This window comes from Acinetobacter sp. AG1 (genome assembly GCF_001005525.1).
In the GTDB taxonomy this organism is placed as follows: Bacteria; Pseudomonadota; Gammaproteobacteria; order Pseudomonadales; family Moraxellaceae; genus Acinetobacter; species Acinetobacter modestus.
The window spans coordinates 1-20,030 of record NZ_LBMZ01000080.1 but is presented as its reverse complement, the minus strand read 5'-3'; the positions used below and the strand labels follow the sequence as shown (position 1 = coordinate 20,030).

The 20,030-nt window shown below is 40.0% G+C and carries 15 protein-coding genes; 10 read left to right on the top strand and 5 right to left on the bottom strand.

The features are described from left to right. Nucleotides 1-321: 321 nt before the first annotated feature. Genes AAV96_RS02295 through AAV96_RS02260 form a run of 8 tightly spaced genes read left to right on the top strand, consistent with a single transcriptional unit; the run spans nucleotide 322 to nucleotide 10,046 of the window. Nucleotides 322-1,383 carry an ABC transporter substrate-binding protein gene (locus tag AAV96_RS02295; protein WP_046738163.1) on the top strand — a complete coding sequence of 354 codons (1,062 nt, stop codon included), beginning with the start codon at nucleotides 322-324 and terminating at the stop codon, nucleotides 1,381-1,383. A 13-nt stretch (nucleotides 1,384-1,396) separates the two neighbouring features. Next, nucleotides 1,397-2,107, top strand: coding sequence for a class II aldolase/adducin family protein (locus AAV96_RS02290; protein ID WP_046738162.1), 711 nt, complete (start codon nucleotides 1,397-1,399; stop codon nucleotides 2,105-2,107). A gap of 33 nt (nucleotides 2,108-2,140) precedes the next feature. Next, on the top strand, nucleotides 2,141-3,334 hold the full coding sequence (locus tag AAV96_RS02285; RefSeq protein ID WP_046738161.1) for an LLM class flavin-dependent oxidoreductase: 1,194 nt from the start codon (nucleotides 2,141-2,143) through the stop codon (nucleotides 3,332-3,334). Between the two features lie 10 nt (nucleotides 3,335-3,344). Beyond that, nucleotides 3,345-4,919 (top strand): ABC transporter substrate-binding protein, encoded by a 1,575-nt coding sequence (locus AAV96_RS02280; RefSeq protein ID WP_046738160.1) that lies wholly within the window; start codon nucleotides 3,345-3,347, stop codon nucleotides 4,917-4,919. Between the two features lie 5 nt (nucleotides 4,920-4,924). Next, nucleotides 4,925-6,076 (top strand): ABC transporter permease, encoded by a 1,152-nt coding sequence (locus AAV96_RS02275; RefSeq protein WP_046738159.1) that lies wholly within the window; start codon nucleotides 4,925-4,927, stop codon nucleotides 6,074-6,076. Beyond that, nucleotides 6,073-6,921 (top strand): ABC transporter permease, encoded by an 849-nt coding sequence (locus AAV96_RS02270; RefSeq protein ID WP_046738158.1) that lies wholly within the window; start codon nucleotides 6,073-6,075, stop codon nucleotides 6,919-6,921. Before AAV96_RS02275 ends, AAV96_RS02270 begins: the two co-directional genes overlap by 4 nt. 2 nt (nucleotides 6,922-6,923) lie before the next feature. Continuing rightward, nucleotides 6,924-8,741, top strand: coding sequence for a dipeptide ABC transporter ATP-binding protein (locus tag AAV96_RS02265; protein ID WP_046738157.1), 1,818 nt, complete (start codon nucleotides 6,924-6,926; stop codon nucleotides 8,739-8,741). Nucleotides 8,742-8,768: 27 nt separating this feature from the next. Further along, entirely contained in the window at nucleotides 8,769-10,046 is a 1,278-nt protein-coding gene (locus AAV96_RS02260; protein WP_046738156.1) for an acyl-CoA dehydrogenase family protein, read from the top strand. Nucleotides 10,047-10,100: 54 nt separating this feature from the next. Here the strand turns inward: AAV96_RS02260 and AAV96_RS02255 are convergent, their stop codons facing one another. The 5 genes from AAV96_RS02255 to AAV96_RS02235 all read right to left on the bottom strand — a co-directional run bounded on the left by AAV96_RS02255 (nucleotide 10,101) and on the right by AAV96_RS02235 (nucleotide 16,037). Next, nucleotides 10,101-12,053 carry a family 2A encapsulin nanocompartment cargo protein cysteine desulfurase gene (locus tag AAV96_RS02255; protein WP_046738155.1) on the bottom strand — a complete coding sequence of 651 codons (1,953 nt, stop codon included), beginning with the start codon at nucleotides 12,051-12,053 and terminating at the stop codon, nucleotides 10,101-10,103. Next, nucleotides 12,028-12,960 (bottom strand): family 2A encapsulin nanocompartment shell protein, encoded by a 933-nt coding sequence (locus AAV96_RS02250; RefSeq protein WP_046738154.1) that lies wholly within the window; start codon nucleotides 12,958-12,960, stop codon nucleotides 12,028-12,030. Before AAV96_RS02250 ends, AAV96_RS02255 begins: the two co-directional genes overlap by 26 nt. A gap of 211 nt (nucleotides 12,961-13,171) precedes the next feature. Further along, entirely contained in the window at nucleotides 13,172-14,110 is a 939-nt protein-coding gene (gene epsC / locus AAV96_RS02245; RefSeq protein ID WP_046738153.1) for a serine O-acetyltransferase EpsC, read from the bottom strand. A 43-nt stretch (nucleotides 14,111-14,153) separates the two neighbouring features. Beyond that, entirely contained in the window at nucleotides 14,154-14,627 is a 474-nt protein-coding gene (locus tag AAV96_RS02240) for a rhodanese-like domain-containing protein (protein WP_004660890.1), read from the bottom strand. Between the two features lie 363 nt (nucleotides 14,628-14,990). Next, nucleotides 14,991-16,037 (bottom strand): ABC transporter substrate-binding protein, encoded by a 1,047-nt coding sequence (locus AAV96_RS02235; RefSeq protein ID WP_046738152.1) that lies wholly within the window; start codon nucleotides 16,035-16,037, stop codon nucleotides 14,991-14,993. Between the two features lie 284 nt (nucleotides 16,038-16,321). Here AAV96_RS02235 and AAV96_RS02230 point away from each other — a divergent pair, with 284 nt between their 5' ends. Further along, complete coding sequence (locus AAV96_RS02230) at nucleotides 16,322-18,133, top strand: ABC transporter ATP-binding protein (RefSeq protein ID WP_046738151.1); 1,812 nt, start codon at nucleotides 16,322-16,324, stop codon at nucleotides 18,131-18,133. Continuing rightward, nucleotides 18,130-19,962, top strand: coding sequence for an ABC transporter ATP-binding protein (locus AAV96_RS02225; RefSeq protein ID WP_046738150.1), 1,833 nt, complete (start codon nucleotides 18,130-18,132; stop codon nucleotides 19,960-19,962). Before AAV96_RS02230 ends, AAV96_RS02225 begins: the two co-directional genes overlap by 4 nt. The last annotated feature ends 68 nt before the right edge of the window (nucleotides 19,963-20,030 follow it).

The following is a 20,030-nucleotide window of genomic DNA, read 5'->3' as shown; positions in this document are numbered from 1 at the left end:
TAAACATACGGTAAAGCCGTACAAGCATAGTTACACCTTTCGCCACATTTCCAGATGTGGCTTTTTTTATATTTAGTTATTTTTAATATAAATTTTGCTAAAAATTTTTTAAATCAGTAGTTATAAGATTTGATTGTAAACCTGATTAAATTTTGTAAGTTCTCTGTTGATAAAACAACAATCAATAAAAATGGTTGGTGAAAAAGAAACAATTTTTCTATTTATAAAAATTTAAGTAATTGAAAAATAAAATAATTTTTCTTGGCATAAAAGCTGCTCAATACAAGTGATATGAAATTGGAAATATCCTAAGGAATACCTATGTCACTTGTTATCGATAAAAAAGAAAATTCTAAAGAATTTGTAAAAAGTACTTTATCTGAAATCTGGGTCACTCGGTGTCCAGTACCCACAGCAACAGGTATCTCACTAAAACGTGGGACACTGATCGAAAAGTTTGAACAGCATGGTATTGAGGTTGCTGTTTTACAAGATGCCCGTAAAGGCTTATCTGTTCATCATTTTGATCATCAACTGCCAGCATTGTTTCGTGAAGGTGGAAATGTTCCGGCACTAGCTGCTCGTTCTGAAGGTGCTCCAAGTCGGCTCATTGGCTTGACATGGATTGATGAATGGCAAGTGATCATTGTTCGCCCTGATTCTGAAATTAGCAAACCAGAGCATTTAAAAAATGTAAAAGTTGCTTTACCTGAATATGCTGACAAACGGGCAGGTAGCATTTTTAGAGCGATGTCTTTACAGGGTATTCGAGGTGCTTTGCAACTTGCGAATTTAACCTTCCGTGATGTGGATTTTATTGAAGTCCCTGAACGAGTGGAATCGAATACACAACAACGTGATGCAAGTACCTATTGGTCTGGATTAGATGCATTAATCACCGGTGAAGTTGATGCTGTTTATGTAAAAGGAGCATCGGCTGTCGAAGCTGCGACGAAACGCGGTTTAAAAGTTGGGATTGATTTGGATCAATTTGAAGATGTGACTTCCCGTGTAAACAATGGTACGCCTCGTCCAATTACTGTACATGAAGATTTGTTAAAAGATCACTTTGATGTTGTCGTTGATTTTCTGGAAGAGTTGTTTGATACCGCAGATTGGGCTCAAGATCATTTAGATGAAGTGCTGGTTATTCTTGAAGATGAAACGATTGCAGGCGCAGAGAGTGTCGCGACAGCCTACCGTAATAATTTTCATAAGTCTTTACATCCATCATTAAGTGAAGAGCGTTTAGAGCTTTTAAGACAACAAAAAGATTTCCTTTGGTTACACGGTTTTCTCGAGCGTGATGTCGATATTAATACTTGGGTAGATTACCGTCCTTTGCTCGAAGTTTTAAAGCGCCGCCAAAATAAACAATTTTAATAGGATATTGATCATGACAACACTTATTCAAACCCCACTGTCTCCTGAACTCAATGATTTTATCGAATTGAATCGTGAAAAAGCTGAATTTGCTTTTGAAGTGTTCCGTGAAACAAGAACAATCACGGCAAATGGAACGGTTAATTTTGTTGAACGTGGACCTGATAATACCTTAGTCACTTTTAACTATGCAGGACCGTGGTCTAAAGATCAAAAAAGCAAAGTACTTGTGGAGACAATTGATGGTGAAGTTTTATTGGGTAGAAAAAATGCAGGCGGGCGCTATAACAAACTTTTTCGCGAGCATGTAGATGTCACCACAATATCTCATGTACACGCGCCGAATTTAGGCGCTTGGGCGCAAACCCATCGTACCTTACCGATTCGTTATGTGCCTGTTCAACGCTTTCATTTATTTAAAGAACTACCAATTTATATTGATCGCCGTCAGGCAGAAGTAGATTTCATTTTAGATCAACTCAAAGTTGATATCGAACATCGAGCAATTTTAGAAGCCAACGGTGGCGCAACCGTATGGGGACGTCAGGGACTACAAGAAACAGCTGAATTTATCTTGTTGCTTGAGGAAGGTGCACAGATTCAGCTACTTGCTGAATTAGCTGGGGGAAGCCGTGAATACGGACAGGGTGTTTTACACCAGCAGTGGCGAATGAGTGGTTTAACCGATAAAGCGAAGTCGCTTGGGTTACTTCCACTTCATTAGAAATCTGATTCAAATATAAATATAGAGAATACTATGGCTGTAAAACTTTTATGGTATCTGACTTCTCCCGATGGGCCATATCCTTGGTTGGAATCTGGGCGGTGGGATACCGATTATGAACACTTGCAACAGATTGCGATTACTGCGGATCGACTTGGTTTTTACGGTTCACTGATGGGTACTAGCGAGTATGAAACACTTGCTGTTGCTGCAAGTTTAATTCCATTTACTGAACGTTTAAAGTTTCTGGTTGCCCAACATCCTGGAGAAGTCCAGCCAGCAGTATTGGCAAAATATGCGCAAACTTTTGATGCATTTTCTAAAGGGCGTTTGTTATTTAATGTCGTCAATGGAAATGATAAGGGTTTGGCAGCTTTAGGTATTCACTATACGCATGATGAGCGTTATGACTTTAGCAAAGAATACTGGACAGCATTTCAGCAAAACTATCTAGGTGATCGGTCTGGATTTGAGGGAGATTTTATTCAAATTGCGCCACGTCTAGAAGGTGGATCTCCTATGTCCAAATGGAGTGGTCCAACTCAAAAGCAGGGTGTTCCTTTATGGGGAGCTGGAACTTCAGCGAAAGGCGTTCAGCATTCTGTTGAATTATTAGATGTGTATTTAAGTTTTGCGAATACGCCACCGCTGCTTGGAGAAAAGTTTAGCAAAGTTGCTGCTGAGGCGGCAAAAATTGGGCGCAGTTTAGAGTTTGGAACTCGATTACAAATTATTGTTCGGGAAACAGAAGAAGAGGCTTGGCAGTATGCTCAGTCGCTACTCGACAAGCTAGATGTCAATTATGCAATCGAAGCGGTTAAACGACAGCTTCCTCCTAATGAAACTTTTGAGAGTTATCAAAGCCCAAATCCGATCGTTCAAAGGAATCTTACATTGCTCCGCCATGGAGTATTACCTCGTGCTAAAGACTTTGAAATTTATCCTAATGTTTGGACTGGGCCATCTTTATTTGGTTTTGATATTTTAAACCCAGCAGCAGGTACTGCCTTGGTCGGCAGTGCTGAAAATATTGCTGAACGAATTAAAGAATATGAAAGCCATGGTGTATCAGCCTTTATCTTATCTGGTTTCCCTTTAATTGGAGAAGCCTATCGTGTAGCTGATTTATTGTTCCCTTTATTAGAGCTAGATCATGGTTTTGAGCTACCTAAGCTCAATAAAAACTCATCCATTGATTCTCTCTTGAATCAAGAAGTCGTCGTTTAAGGGAGAAAAAATGAACAAAATTACACGTCGAGAACTCATTAAACAAACTGGATTGGGGGTTGGAGCTGTTGCTGCAATTAGTCTGATAGGATGTTCTAAAACTGATTCTTCATCTTCTGAGAATACTCATGTGAGTACAGATCAAAATGATACGCCCAAAAAAGGTGGAGTGATCAAAATTGGGGTGATCAATGGCAATCAAGCAGGTAATTTAGACGCGCATAAACCTATTGGTATGTCCAGTGCATTCAGAGGGTGGCCTTTATATGCAAAATTATGGGAATGGGGCAGAGATATCCAGCCTAAACTTGCACTTGCTGAATTTGCGGAGCCGAATAATGATGGAACGAAATGGACCATTCGCTTAAAAAAAGGACTCGAATTTCATCACGGTAAAACGATTACTGCTGATGATGTGATTTTCTCCTTACGCCGTTTGACGGATCCTAAACTCGCGTCTCCATTTGCTGCCTATCTTTATTCATTGCAACGAGATGGAGTTAAGAAGGTCGATGAATACACCGTTGAGATCCCTTTTGCTCAAGGAAAAGGCTTAGTTGCTTTACCTGAGGCATGGATGAGTTGGGGAGGGATTGTTCCTACAGATTATGACCCAGTTAAAAATGTGGTCGGGGCTGGACCCTTTAAGCTTGACAGTTTTACACCAGGTCAACGTTCACGCTTTGTTCGTTTTGAAAACTATTGGAAAGAAAATAAGCCTTATGCTGATGCAATAGAAATCATTGATTTTAAAGATCAGACAGGACGTCTTGCTGCTTTACAATCTGGTCAAATTGATATTGCTTCAGGGGTAAGTGCCGAGCATATTTCTTTAATTCAAGCCAATAAACGATTGAATCTAGTTTCATCTGAAACAGATGCTTGGCAATCTTTTGATATGAATACTTCCAAAGCACCTTTCAATGATCCTCGAGTACGTCAAGCTTTTAGATTGATTGCCAATAGAGATGATTTGGTTAAACGGGCTTTAGCTGGTCAAGGACGAGTTGCAAATGATCTCTATTCCTTTAGTGATCCCGTATATGACCACAGTATTCTACAGCGTAAGCAAGATTTAAATAAAGCGAAGGCGTTATTGAAAGAAGCTGGTTTTAGCAATAGCTTGGCGGTTGATTTGTATACAGGTCCAGATAGCAATGCCGCATTGGTTTTTGCTCAGCATGCAGCTCAGGCTGGTGTTATCGTTAATGTTAAACAGGTTGAAGCTGCCACCTTTGCTGATGCTGTAAAACAGGATTGGGCATTTAGTACAGGTTCAAACGTTTCACGACCTTTTTTATTAACCGTCTTGCAAATTGATGGGCCGGGTGCTGCAAATAATAAAACCCGATTTAACAATCAACGTTTTACTGAATTGGTTCATACCGCATTACAACAGCCTGATTTGGAAAAACGTAAAGTTCTCATTCATGAAGCACAGCGTATTCAACATGAGCAAGGCGGTTTACTCATTTGGGGTTTTAATCATGTACTCGATGCACATTCTGGCCAAATTGGTGGCGTAACATCCGATCACACAGGCTTTTCTGCGTGGCGTACAGATGAATTTTGGCGTAGGGGGTGACCGCTATGACAATGCAATCCAGCAATATAGAGACAGCCATTTCACATCAAACAATGACGAGATCATTTGAAATACCAGCATGGTTACCTTGGTTTTTCACACGGTTGTTGTCAGGTGTATTGGTTGTATTTGTGATTAGTCTTATTGTATTTATTGCCACACAGGCACTCCCATCTGATCCGGCTCGCGTCATTTTGGGCCCAGAAGCACCGGAGGCGACGGTTCAAATACTTCGTGAACAATTGGGCCTGAACGATCCAATATTGATTCAATACTGGCATTGGTTAAGTCAATTATTGCAAGGTAATTTTGGCCGTTCGATTGATTCAAATGTACCTGTTGTGCAGATTGTTCAGAATTATTTTGGTAACACCGTTGCATTAACGATCTTAGTTATTGTCATTACTGTACCAATTTCTGTGGTACTGGGTGTATGGCTGTCACTCCGTCGAGATAGCAAACTAGATCGTATTATTGTTTCTAGCTCTATTCTATTCAAGGCTGTTCCAGGATTTGTGATTGCAATCTGGTTAATGATGTTTTTCTCAACCTCAATCCTGCACATATTGCCAGCAGCATCTTTGTTGATTCCAGAGCAGTCAGCTTTTAGCCAAATAGAGTTCTTAGTTTTACCGATTTTAACTTTGGCCTTGTCGCTTATTCCATATCTGATGCGTTTGGTTCGTGGCTCCATGATTGATGCACTTGAGTCGGACTATGTGACCTCTGCACGATTACGTGGTATTCCTGAGCGACGGATCATATGGAAACATGTTTTACCAAATGCATTGGTGCCAGTGGTGCAGGGAACAGCATTAACGATACGGGTTCTGCTGAGTGGTGCTCTCATTATTGAAGTGGTTTTCAGTTATCCCGGTATTGGTAATGCACTCAATGCCGCAATTGAATTAAGAGATATCCCGACCATTCAAGCAATTGTTTTATTGCTGACCATTTGTGTGGTAGCCGTTAATTTAATTGCAGATTTAATCACCACCTTACTTACACCAAAAATACGAACAGCCAAAAGACATAAAGCACGTTCGCCAGGCCGTCGTCAGGCATTACGTTTATGGAAGTCAGGTCGACCAATTACAGTAAAACCTGTTGACCGCCGTAATGCGTTAAAGAACATTCAGCAAGGAGGTGGGAAATGAGCTCACTTCATTGGTATCAAAGAAATTTTTTTCAAACATTAATTCGTGAAAGACAAGTACGTTTTGGATTTGTAGTCACGACGTTAGTGTTGATTTTTGCACTGGTTGGACCGCTATTGGTTCCATTTGAGCCCACTGCTCTGATCGGCATGACATATGGTCCGCCTGAGGGAAAATCGTTTCTTGGATATGATTATATTGGTCATGATGTTTGGTCACGTGTCCTTGCTGGTGGAGCTTCTATTATCTGGATGACACTGGCTGCTAGTTTGGTTGCATTAATTATTGGCTCTAGTTTAGGCATACTCGCTGCTTTTGCTCGAAATAAGATTGATCAGTTTGTGACTTGGCTGACTGATGTTTTTATGGCCTTTCCAGATATTATATTGGTCTTGCTTATTGTTTCAATGTTAGGTCGGGAACCTTGGCTCATCGTTTTAACGGTTTCAATTGCTTTTATTCCTGGGGTTGTGCGTCTTGCGCGAAGCGTTGCACTGAATCTGGTGGAACAAGAATATATCGAAGCAGCGAGAATGCTCGGTTACTCAAAAACCTATATCTTATTTCGTGAAATTTTACCCAACATGTTGACGCCTTTACTCATTCATCTGGGTGTGATGCTGACATGGGCTGTGGGTATGTTATCTGGATTGGCTTTTCTTGGTTATGGTGTGGCACCTCCAGCAGCAGATTGGGGACTCATGATTAATGAAAATCGCGCTGGTTTATTGGTGCAGCCGTGGGCGGTATTTGCTCCTGTCATCTTAATTGCTTTGTTTGCACTCGGAACGAATGTATTGGCTGAGGGTGTTGGACGTGCAGCAGCTCGGATTGAGGAAAAATAAGCATGGCAGATAAATTTAAAAATACCGTATTAACTGTAAAAGACTTAACCGTGGCATTGGTTAACACCGGCAATCATATCGTTTCTGATATTTCATTTAGCCTACGAGAAGGAGAAGTTCTAGGGCTAGTTGGAGAAAGTGGGTCAGGTAAAACCACATTATCGAGTGCCTTATTGGGCTATGCACGCTATGGAGCCAAGATTATTCAAGGCTCAATTGAGCTAGAGAATCAAGATATTCTCAGTTTAGATGATCATGCTTTACGTCAGGTTCGTGGTTATAAAATCAGTCATGTCGCTCAAGATCCTGGAACAGCACTCAACCCAGCATTAAGTATTGGTCAACATTTATTTGAATTATTAGATGTCCATCAGGCACAGTTATCGAGCGCTGAAAAATACCAAAAGGTTGCCAAAATTTTAAATGAAGTGGGATTGCCGCATGATGATCTATTTTTAAAGCGCTATCCTCATCAGCTTTCGGGTGGGCAACAACAACGAATTTTATTGGCCTTGGCATTCTTGCTACAGCCACGTTTGATCGTTTTGGATGAGCCAACCACCGCGTTAGATGTGACGACACAGACATTGGTGCTGAATATCATTCGTAAATTATGTCGGGAATATAACGTTGCTGCTATCTATGTATCGCATGACTTAACGGTGGTAAAAGATATTGCAGATCGGGTGATTGTTCTGTATTCGGGTCGAATTGCTGAAGATGCGGTATTAACCCAACTATTTGAAACTCCTAAGCACCCTTATACGCAAGGTTTACTGAACGCCATTCCCGATGTGGCCATTCGTAAATATTTATCTCCAATTGAAGGACATGCTCCTTCACCCAATGAGCGTCCAGTGGGATGTGCTTTTGCGGCACGTTGTACTTTCGCCACAGATATATGTCGTCAAAAACAACCTGAATTAACTCAATTAAAAGATGAGTTTGATCCGCATTTTGTTGCTTGTCACCATTCGGATCATGTCGGTGTGATTAATTTTAAGGAGATTGATCATCAAGTGATTGAAAGAGAAACAGACCGGGAAGCTCTATTAAAAGTTGAACATATTAATGCATGGTATGGGCAGCAACAGGCACTTTTTGATATTTCATTTCAACTCAAAAAAGGCGAATGTTTAGCATTGGTGGGTGAATCGGGTTCAGGAAAAACCACTTTATCGCGTGTAATTGCTGGCCTGAATGAAAATGCAGATGGACAAATTACATTAGCAGATGAAGTCTTGTCGTTGCGTGGGCAACAGCGTCATTTGCAGCAGCGGCATAAACTGCAATATATCTTTCAAAACCCTTATAAGGCTCTGAATCCAGCGCATACGATTGGTCATACATTAATTAAAGTTGTACAGCATTTCTTTGGAGCATCTCGACAAGAAGCCATAGAAAAAGTCATGCAGGTACTTAAACAAGTCTCTCTGCCTATACAAGTTCAGGAACTCTATCCAAGAGATTTATCGGGTGGAGAGCGACAACGAGTGGCTATCGCCCGAGCTTTGCTGTGCCAACCTGATGTTTTGATTTGTGATGAGATTACATCTGCTTTGGATGTTTCAGTTCAGGCTTCCATCTTAAAACTGCTACAAGACCTCCAACAGCAAGGTGTGACCTTACTATTTGTGACCCATAACCTAGGGGTTGTTCGTGCAATCGCAGATCGAGTCGCCGTATTAAAAAATGGACATATTGTTGAATATGGCGAAACAGATCAAGTGCTGAGTCACCCTCAACATACATATACCAAAACTTTGCTTACCCATGCGCCAAGCTTGTTTAAAAACAATGTACTTGAAGTTTGCGCATAAAAAAGAACAGATTTTCCGGAGTTAACAATGAACGACATTAACCAACGTAATTTTTTAGAATTAGGTAGTATCAGGCATATTCAAAGTGAGCAAGAAGCACTTGATATTGCAAAAGAGGTGGCGGATCAACTGAATCAATTTGCTCGTGATCCCAGTTATAACAAGACCGTACCTTATGAACAAGCTCGCTTAATTTCAGAAGCTGGTTTAACTGCGATTATTGTACCCAAGCAATTTGGGGGCTTAGGCGCCAGTATTTCAACCTTGGTCAATGTGGTGAAAATTATTTCATCTGCAGATGGTGGTGTCGGGCAGTTATTACAGATTCACTTCACCATGTTCCGAGGCGTTTTAACGGGCTATGATGATGAAATTCGTGATCAGTTACTGGGTGATATCTTAAGCGGAAAGCGTTTGGGTAATGCACTTGCAGAAGTGGGTGGTAAAGATAAATTTCAGCATAAGACGCGTGTAGAGCGAAATTCAGAAGGACAATTAATTTTAAATGGCAGTAAATTCTATTCTACGGGCTCTTTACTCGCAGAGTGGATTTCCTTATTTGCTGGTAGTGATGATGGACCTGTCTCGATTTTAATTCATCGTGATACGCAGGGAGTGGAGTTGCTCGATGACTGGGATGCGATGGGACAAAATAATAGTGTCAGTGGCACTGTTAATTTTAAAGATGTGATTGTTGATGAACGTTATGTTGCTAAGCGAAATACGGGTGGTTTAGGCACTGTTTTACGTACGGGACTCACTTGGCCTCAGATTTTACACGCTGCAATGGACACAGGAATTGCCAAAGGAGCCCTACAAGGCGGGATTGATTATTTACAACATCATGCTCGACCTTGGGTAGAAAGTGGCGTCGATTCGCCTACGCATGAACCTCATATCATCAAACAGATTGGTGAATTTGCTGTTTTGGTTCGTTCGGCTGAAGCACTATTGGACCGTTCGGCACAAATTTTTGAACAGCATTTGGCAAATGTAGAAGATGAAGACTTACAAACTGAATTGATTTTATCGGTTGCTGCCACCCGTAGTCAGTCTGATCATGCATCTTTAAAAATTTCGAGTGAAATTTTTGGATTACTTGGGGCAAGTTCAACTTTATCGAAATGGAACCTAGACCGTTTCTGGCGTAATGCACGAACTCACACCACGCATGATCCAATTCGCTGGAGGCTGTATCATGTTGGAAATTATTATTTAAATAATATTCCACCAGGAGAATACAACTCCGTACTTCTAAAGAAGCAGGCAGAAAATGTGACTAAATTTAATCCATCCCGCTCATAATAATACTAATAAAAAAAGACTGCGCTGAGGCAGTCTTTTTTTATTGGAGTAGATTTAACTACTTCGCTTATTTCTTGAAAGTTGATGTAAGACTGATACCAACAAATCAATTTCTTCAGTGGTGTTATAAAATGCCAAAGAAGGGCGTACAGTTTGTTCTACTCCAAAACGACGTAAGATAGGCTGAGCACAATGATGCCCTGAACGCACTGCAATGCCATGTTGATTCAATGCTTTACCTACTTGCTCGGTCGAATAACCTTGAAGGGTAAAGGACATGACACTGGCTTTGTTTTTCGCCGTGCCAATCGGTCTCAAACCTGCGACGCTGCTTAAAGCATGCTGACCATACTCCAGTAAGTCATGTTCATAACGGGCAATATTATGAATGCCAAGGCGCTCAACATATTCCAAAGCAGCACCTAAACCCACCGCATCAGCAATATTACCTGTCCCTGCTTCAAACTTATTTGGGGCAGGTTGGTAAATGACTTGTTCAAAGGTCACATCCTGAATCATATTGCCGCCGCCTTCCCAAACGGGCATGGTCTCCAGAATTTCAGGTTTGGCATAAACTGCACCAATGCCTGTCGGTCCAAAGACTTTATGCCCTGAGAATACAAAGAAGTCAGCATCAATCGCTTGGACATCAGTTGGCATATGCGAAACTGATTGAGCACCATCGACCAAGACGCGCACACCTTTGGCATGCGCGATTTTGATCACTTCTGCCACAGGTGTGACCGTACCAAGGGCATTGGACACTTGGGTAATCGAAATCAGTTTGGTGCGCTCATTAATCAGTTTTGGCAGTTCTTCCAAAATGATTTGCCCCGTATCATCCACAGGAATGACACGCAGTTTGGCACTGACTTTTTTGGTCAACTGGAACCACGGTACGATATTGGCGTGATGTTCAAGATGCGAAACAATAATCTCATCACCCTCACCAATATTCTGTTCACCCCATGTCTTGGCAATCAGGTTGATGCCTTCGGTGGTGCCACGAACAAAAATAATTTCTTTTGATGATTTTGCCCCAATAAAACGTGCCACTACATTACGGGCGTGTTCATAAGCATCAGTTGCTCGTGCTGCCAGTTCATGTGCAGCCCGATGAATATTAGAATTTTCGTGCTGATAAAAATAGGCAATACGATCAATCACGCTTTGTGGTTTCTGTGTCGTTGCTGCATTGTCAAACCAGACCAAAGGACGACCATTGACGCGTTCTTGCAGAATGGGGAAGTCACGACGGATCGCTTGAATATCCAAGGGTTGAGCGGCATTCGCAACAAACTGTGGCTGTGAAGGTTGATAATTGCCGTAACTCGCATTGTGTTGCGGCAGATCCAAGAAATAAAAGCCTGTAGGCGCATTATTTTTTGCTTGGGTAGGAACTTGGGTATCTTGCTGCAACAGACTTTTTAAAGCATCACCATAAGGCAATTGAAATGATTGTGCTGTAGCAAAATTGGCAGCATCAAATTCAGAACTGGATGTACTGGGTGCTGTAAAATCATTCAAAAAATAAAAGGGTGACTCATCACTTGTTGAAGGACGAGAGGGTTCAACTAAAGGGACGTTTGGCGCACTATGAACCGCTTGTGGAAAATTAGGTTCAATCGGTGGACGTGGTAAATTGGCACCACCCACGACTGGCGCCGAGGCGATCGCACGACGTTCAGGATAGTCAGGATAGTTCGGAATATGCTCAGGATATTCAGGATTCAAACTTTTTTCATAAGCAATATTCGGCGCACGACCACTGAGCGCAGCGAAAGGTTCAGCAGGCTGGGGTTGATGGGGTGGCGTACCCACATTAGGCAAGTCCAAATTCAAACCAGAGGAATGACCACTACCAGAATTTGGCAGGGCAGCAAAAAATTCAGAGGCAAGTCGTGAAAGTGTTGCTTCATCTGGGAAGTTGGACGGTGGGCTAACACCGACCACTTCAGAACCCGTTGGACTACCTTGAAAATTACTTGTAGTTAACTGGGTAGTCATGATACTTGTCCACCTCCACATCTTCGAGCACAGCCAACGCATCCTCAGTCAATACCGCCAATGAGCAGTACAATGAGATCAGATAAGACGCAATGGCATTACGATTGATACCCATGAAGCGTACAGACAGGCCCGGAGATTGCTCACCTGCTAGACCAGGTTGAAATAAGCCAACCACACCTTGGCGTTTTTCACCAACACGTAACAACAAGATTTTAGTTTTACCATCTTCCACTGGAATCTTATTTGATGGAATCAGTGGTACACCACGCCATGTGATGAACTGCGAACCAAATAAACTGACCGTTGGTGGTGGAACACCACGACGAGTACATTCACGACCGAAAGCAGCAATGGCATCTGGATGCGCAAGGAAGAAACCTGGCTCTTTCCAAACTTTACGGAGTAAATCATCAAAGTCATCGGGTGTAGGTGGACCATTTAAAGTAGAGATGCGTTGGTCATCTGCCACGCTTGCCAATAAACCATATTCAGGGTTATTGATCAGCTCACTTTCTTGACGCTCTTTAATGGTTTCAATGGTTAAACGTAATTGTTCTTTAATCTGATCATGTGGGCTGCTGTAGAGATCGGCAACACGGGTATGAATATCCAAAACGGTCGAAACACCATTCAAGAAATATTCACGTGCTTGCGGATCATAATCCACAAAAGTCTGTGGGAGTGTGGCTTCATCACGTTGTGTACAGGCAACTTGAATATCATCTGTATTGTTTACACGGTTAACACGATAAATACCTGCTTCGACAGGCAACCATTGCAACAAATGAGTGAGCCAACGAGGGGTAATAGTCGAAAGTTGAGGAACTGTTTTGGTGGCATTTGCCAATTGCCTTGCAGCATGGTCTCCGAGAGCCAATTGGACTTTGTCTGTTGTATGTGCCATTTGTGAATTTTTCCTTCAAGTTGGCGGTTGTTGGTATTTCAACAGACTAAAAGTAAGTGAATGATTTTAAAAATATTAAGAAGTGAATTGATCATGAAGGATTGTTATATATCATTTTTATATATTTAAATTATTTATAAATTAGATGGTTGGTTGCTACAGCAAAAAACCTACTAGGTCAGCCTAGTAGGGAGATGAATGACAAGTGATCTTAAGAGGATAGTTTTAAAGCGAGTTCATTGTTTTGTTGTAAGACTTGACTGTTTGCAGGGATAGAGTGAGTGAGCCAAACATTGCCCCCTACCACTGAATTTTTTCCAATGGTAATGCGACCAAGAATAGTTGCACCTGCATAAATAACGACCTCATCCTCTACAATTGGGTGGCGCGCATAATCTTTTTTCAAGCCACCATTTTCCGTGATTTCAAAACGTTTTGCTCCTAAGGTCACAGCTTGGTAAATGCGGACACGTTCACCGATGATACAGGTTTCACCAATGACAACGCCTGTGCCGTGATCAATAAAAAAGCCGGGACCAATTTGTGCGCCAGGATGAATATCAATACCTGTAGCTGAATGAGCAAGTTCAGAAATGATTCTAGATAGTAAAGGGACATGAGCATATAACTGATGCGCAATTCTATGATACATAATCGCAAAAATACCCGGATAGCAGAGTAAGATTTCATCCACACTGTGAGCAGCAGGATCACCATCATAGGCTGCACAAACATCTGCATCTAATGCACGACGAATATTGGGAAGTGCATTTGCAAGTGCTTGAACAATTTCACGGGCAGGATCGAATATTTTTTCGTTTGCTGTATCTGCATCTGAGTTTAAGTCTATAAGTTTGGCTTGGCGTTTATTTTGATAATTCAACGTAAGCTGTACTTGCTGGTATAAATCACTGAGCGCTCGATCCAAAGTATAGGCAATGTAATAATCTTCTGCTTCTTGACGCAGTTCTGCTGGCCCTAAGCGCATTGGAAATAAGATACCGCATAGGTCATCTAAAATCGTTTTTAAAGCATTTTTAGATGGCAATTCACGACCTCCTATTTCTTTTAGGCGGTGCTGTTGTTCTCGCCATTCATGCCGAGCTTGTTGTAAACCTTGGATGACAGGTTTGAGATTCCAATGTGTCACAAATATTCCTTCATCTTGAAATACGGAGGGTTAAATAAGAACATCAATCTTGCAACCAAGGCAGTTGATGAAGTCTCCAGCCATTTGTTGAATTACGTTGCTTATGCGTATTCAAATCGCCTTCAAAGCCTTCAAGTACATTATAAACTTGAGCAAAACCTGCACTAAATGCAGCCGTTGCTGCTAAAGCCGAGCGCTTACCACTACGACAGAGCAATAAGATAATTTTGTCTTTACCAACTTTACTATCTAATTCTTTTAAAAAACGAGGGTTACGATTAAAAGCTGTGCCTGTCGCCCATGCAATATGAATACTCTCAGGAACATAACCTACAAATTTGCGTTCTTCGTTGGTACGTACATCGACCAAAATTGCATGACCTTGTTCAACTAAAAGCCAAGCGTCAGTCGGTTTTAAACTACCCGTAAAATCTAATTCATGTTCCGTAGCATATTGTTGAGCTTCAGATAAGATGTTTTCAAATGAGGCAGAGCCTACGTTAACTTGGGCATTCATATTCTTTATTCCTATTTCATACTATTTGGAATTCATAAGAGTGATGCTACGCTTGTTTGTTTTTACAGGAAAATAAGGAATATCTATTTATATATCTAGTTTTGATAAATAGCAGAAAAATAAGCATTTATAGGAATATAAAAAAATGCAGCAATAGAAGTATAAATGAAGAGAGACTTATAAAATGAGACTATGCTGGAAAGTGTCTATCAAATTGGAAAACGAATTTATTTTCCATTGAAGTGAATGTCGTATTTGGAGAAAAACATTTAATTTGTAATATCACTTATTGAAGGTTTTTCATCAAACAGAACTTTTGATGTCTAAGCTCTGTTTGATTATCAGTAAAGAGTAAACTAAAGATTAAAGCAACGATTGATAACTTTCAGGAGCTAACCATTGTTTGACATCGATTTGCTGAGGAATAAATTTCCAGCGATATAAAAAGTCACTTAAATCTTGTAGGGCAAGTACAGAGGTCTCATCAAAATTAGTTTTCAATTTAAGATGTGCATCAGCGCCATAAGCCGCATATACCCATTGTTCACTACTATTACATTCTTTTGCTAAATAACGATGAGTTTCATCTGCATGAATATGTGCCCATTGTTCAGCTTCCAATACTGCATCTACAATTGATTGCGCTTGTTGAGGATAATGTGAGAGGAAATCTTCATCCACAGTCAGTGTACGAGGCGTACCGTTATTTGAACGCAGGATAGGATTAGGGTGTGAGCCAATATCAATAATCGTATGTAAAGCGAAATCATGTGCAATTTGTGCTGCATGAGCACCTTTTAAGAAAATCGCATCAACATCACCTTTAATTAAAGCGACAATCTCAGCACTTGCATTAAGTTTGTTGCGATCTCCGTAGAAACTAGAATCATTTTCTTCTGGTTGCTGTTGTTGTGCCGCTATAATATCTGCTCGTAAGCAATCAACTAATTCTAAATCGCTTACGTTTAAGTTGACCGTTTTTAATGAGTTTTCTAAACCACGAATTGCCTGAGCGCGTGAAAAATCAATAATGGCATCTTGATTAAGGGGTAAGCCAAAACGTTTACCTTTTAAATCCGCAACAGTTTTAATGTTGGAATCATAACGTGTGAGTAGCAATTGAACTTCATCCGCCCAAGATAAGCCAATCACTTTGGTTTTTTGACCAGAAGCATATGCCCAGATTGCAGGGATACTGCCGCCGTGTCGAACAGAGTTGGCAAGGGTATGGTTAAAATGAGAGTTACGAATATCTTTGGAATTTGATTCTCGAATGGATTTTATTTCAATCTGTTGCTCATTAAACTTTTCTTTTAGCCAACCCTTTTGAATTGCAATACCTAAACCTGTAGGCACAGGGCAACGTGTATACCAAAGTGTATTTAATGGCTGAGTATGAAGTGTTGTCATTAGAACATCCTTTTGTGATTTTAATGCATTAAAGCAATATTGATGCCATTGATTAAATTATTGATATTTATTGATTATTTTTAATATCTATTTTTATGATGTTGATATATCAAATTTTGTTGCGATAACAGCAGATCATTAGCGGCGTTGCTTTAAATTCAACACTTGTATAATTAGATGTTTATAAAAAATAATATAAAACAATAAATTAAAATATTTTTCTAATGAAAAAGGTTGGCATAAATCTCGCAATAACTCGAAATCTTTAGTTTTTGTTATGTTTTATGTTTAAAAATTATCCTTTATTGCGAAGTTTAGCGTTATACCGCTTTATGCCATTTCGTTTTGTACTGACAGCAACTTTATTTGTTATTGCAAATATTGGTTTAGCACTTCAACAATATTCGATTGGTCATGCAATTGATACGCTTAAACACAGCCAACCGAATACCTTATTTCAATACACATTAACAAATCCTTTAAACCCTTGGTTTTGGTTTATCTTGCTGGTAAGTATTGCACTGCTACGGGCTGTAATTCAGTATTTGGCCGGCCTGAGTGCTTTGACTATTGGGCAGCAATTACTCAGTATTCTAAGAGAGAGAATCTTTAGCCAAGTACAGCATTTAGATGTGTCTTGGCATTGGAAACATGGTTTAGGGGAGGTGCTATCCAGAACGACACGAGATTCAGATAAATTAAAAGAAGCGCTTATTAATTTTTGGCGACAAGTCTTTGAGTCTAGTCTTGTTGTGGCGGTAACGATTGGATTATTGTGTTGGTATGATCCGTGGCTTGGCATAGTTCCGTTATGTTTTATTTTCTTAGGTCTTTGGATACTTTTTAGACTGACCAATCAATTGGTTGAATTGGATCATCAAGTAGCACATGCTTATGAAAAAGTCAGTGATACTTTAGCTGAAAGTGTGAATGGCGTTCGGGTTATTAAAGCATTTCAATTAGAAGATAAACTGCTAGGTCATTTTAATAATGTGGTTGATGATTTTATTCATTATTCTATTCAGACAATTAGCACCAGCGCAAAACGTTTACCTATTCCACAAATCATTATCGCATGTTCGTATTTGTGGGTGATTGGTTTTGGGGCTTATTTAATTGGTCAAAATCAATTGCAAGTGGGGCAATTTGTCGCAGCAGTATTGATGGCAAATTTACTGGTTTTTCGTATCGAAAGTATTGGGCAAGTCTTACATATTTTTGCGGATGCACGGTCCTCAGCAAGCAGAATTTGGCAAATGCTGGATCAAGAATCTGCAATTCAGGATCAAACAAATCCGTTATCGTTGCATTATGAGAATGAACTGAATATTCGATTGGATAATGTCAGTTTTCAAGATAAAACAACGCAGAAGTACATTTTAAAACAATGCCAAATTGAGTTTCGGGCAGGTGAAATCGTAACGATTGTTGGAAAAACGGGTGCTGGCAAAAGTACCTTGATGAATTTACTGAATCGTTTTATTGATCCAACTGAAGGGCAAGTTTTGATTGGCTCTGAGCAAATGGGCTGGACAAATATTAAAGATTTAAGCCTATTTGAATTACGTCATTTGGTTCAGATCATTCCTCAGGAAAATTTCTTTTTTAGCGGCACATTGGCAGACAACTTAAGAATTGCTAAGCAAGATGCAACTGAGCAAGAGATGAGGGATGCTTTACATTTAGCGTCTGCATCAGAACTATTACAACGACTTGATGATGGACTAGACACGCTGATTGGGGACAAGGGCGTTACCTTGTCGGGAGGACAAAAACAACGCCTTGCTTTGGCTCGTTCTATTCTAAAGAATTCACCCATTTTAGCTTTAGATGACTCAACCAGTGCCTTAGATGCGACCACAGAAAAACAGGTTTTACAGCGGCTATCAGCACTTTCTGGCAGTGGCAACCCTTTGAATAAAACAATCATTATTAACTCTAATAAACAAACCACGATTGCTTTATCTGATCGAGTTATTGTGCTTGATCAGGGCCACATTATTGCCCAAGGCACGCATGCTGAATTAGTTCAAGATTGTTTATTTTATAGTGAGTTGATGGGCTTTCAGTTACAACAGCAGGAGATTAATGCATGAATAGCAGTGTTAAAAATTTCCGCCCATTCGCAAAATCAGCTGATCTACAAATCGAAGAAAATTTAGCAAATACTTCAATTCATAGAGGAATGTTAACAAAACTTATTCCTTTAATTTATCCCATTCGCTACTTGCTGCTTGCTTTAATTACAGTAGAAATTTTACAAGTGATGAGTGTTTTTGTTCGACCTTGGGTGGTGAAATATATTCTGGATTCGGGCTTTCAACAAATTGCTGGAAAAGTAGTATTGCATCAGCCAGTTTTATTGATTGCGATCAGCATTTTGGCATTAAGTTGGATTTGTCGTTTTGCTTTAGCAGGCTTATCAAAATATCTTTCAGGCCGAGCAGCTTTGAAAGTGATTAATGGTTTAAGACGTTCTCTATTTCAGCATATTCAAAGTTTGAATATCGGCTATTTTGACCGAACTAAAGCTGGAAGGATTATCTCACGAGCAGACCGTGATGTTGAAACCTTAGAACCTGTTTTAATACAAGGACCACCTGAGTTGCTTTCAGCAATTTTGAGATGTGGACTCGCTTCAGTATTACTTTGGCATATCTATCCACCATTTTTTTGGTGCCTATTTGCGACTTTACCCATTTTATTTGGGATGACAGCCATTTTTAAGAAATCATCACAAAAGCATTGGGGTAAGGTTGCAGAGGAACGTAGTCGATTTACTGCTCATTTAGTTGAAACCGTCAATGGTGCGAAAATCATTCAGCAGTTAAATTACACTCCAACCAATCAATCTCGTTATCAAGATTTACTAAAAGATTTTAATCATTCGATTATCTATGGCAGTAAACGAACCAGTTGGTTTGCACCGTTTACAGGATTGCTTTCGACTATTGCAACTGCGGGTTTTATTGTAATTGGTAGTTATGCTTATAGTGACGGCATAATCAGTATTGGACAGTTTGCTGAAAGTATTTTTTATGTTTTTTTATTTTTAGCGCCTTTGCAAGAGCTTACTGATTTATTTGAACGTTATGCCAATGGTGCAGCTTGTGCGCAACGTATTTTCTTACTTTTAGACACGCAATCAAGTATTCAAGAGCAATCAAATGCAGTGAAACTTGAGCAGTTGAATGGTCATATTCGATTTCAAGCAGTCGATTTTGCATATACACATAAACCTGTTTTGCAGAACTTTAATTTGGATATTGAAGCAGGGACAGTTGTAGCGATAGTCGGGCCAACAGGACATGGAAAAAGTACGATTGTTCAGTTATTAACACGGTTTTATGAACCGCAACAAGGAAGCATCTTTTTAGATCGTTATCCATTACAGGACATTCATCTCAACAGTTTAAGAAAACACGTCAGTATTGTTTTGCAAGATAATGTTTTATTTAGCGGAACAATTTTAGACAACTTACGTTTGGTTCGGCCGAATATCTCAGACCAAGAACTTAGCCAAGCAATTGAGGATTTAGGAGCAGATGAGATTTTGCAACAACTTCCACAAGGATATTTTACTGAAGTAGGAACACTCGGAAAAAATCTTAGTCATGGTCAAAGACAATTGGTGTGTTTAGTACGTGCGTATCTTGTTAATCCCAAAGTTCTAATTTTGGACGAAGCGACTTCAGCGATTGATATCTATACTGAACAGAAAATCCAATATGCACTACGGCGCTTATGTCAGAATAGAACGTGTATTGTGATTGCTCATCGGCTGAGTACTATTCAAGAAGCAGATAAAATCGTTGTGATTGAGAATGGTACTGTCGTTGAACAGGGTTCGCATCAACAATTGATGCAAACAGAAACAGCGTATTTTCATTTATATCAGTCTTATTTACAGAATCAACTGCTTTAAATTGATCAGATCTCTTAAATTGTAGTTTTATAAACATTTTTTTGAATCATTGTTTAAATTTAAACAAT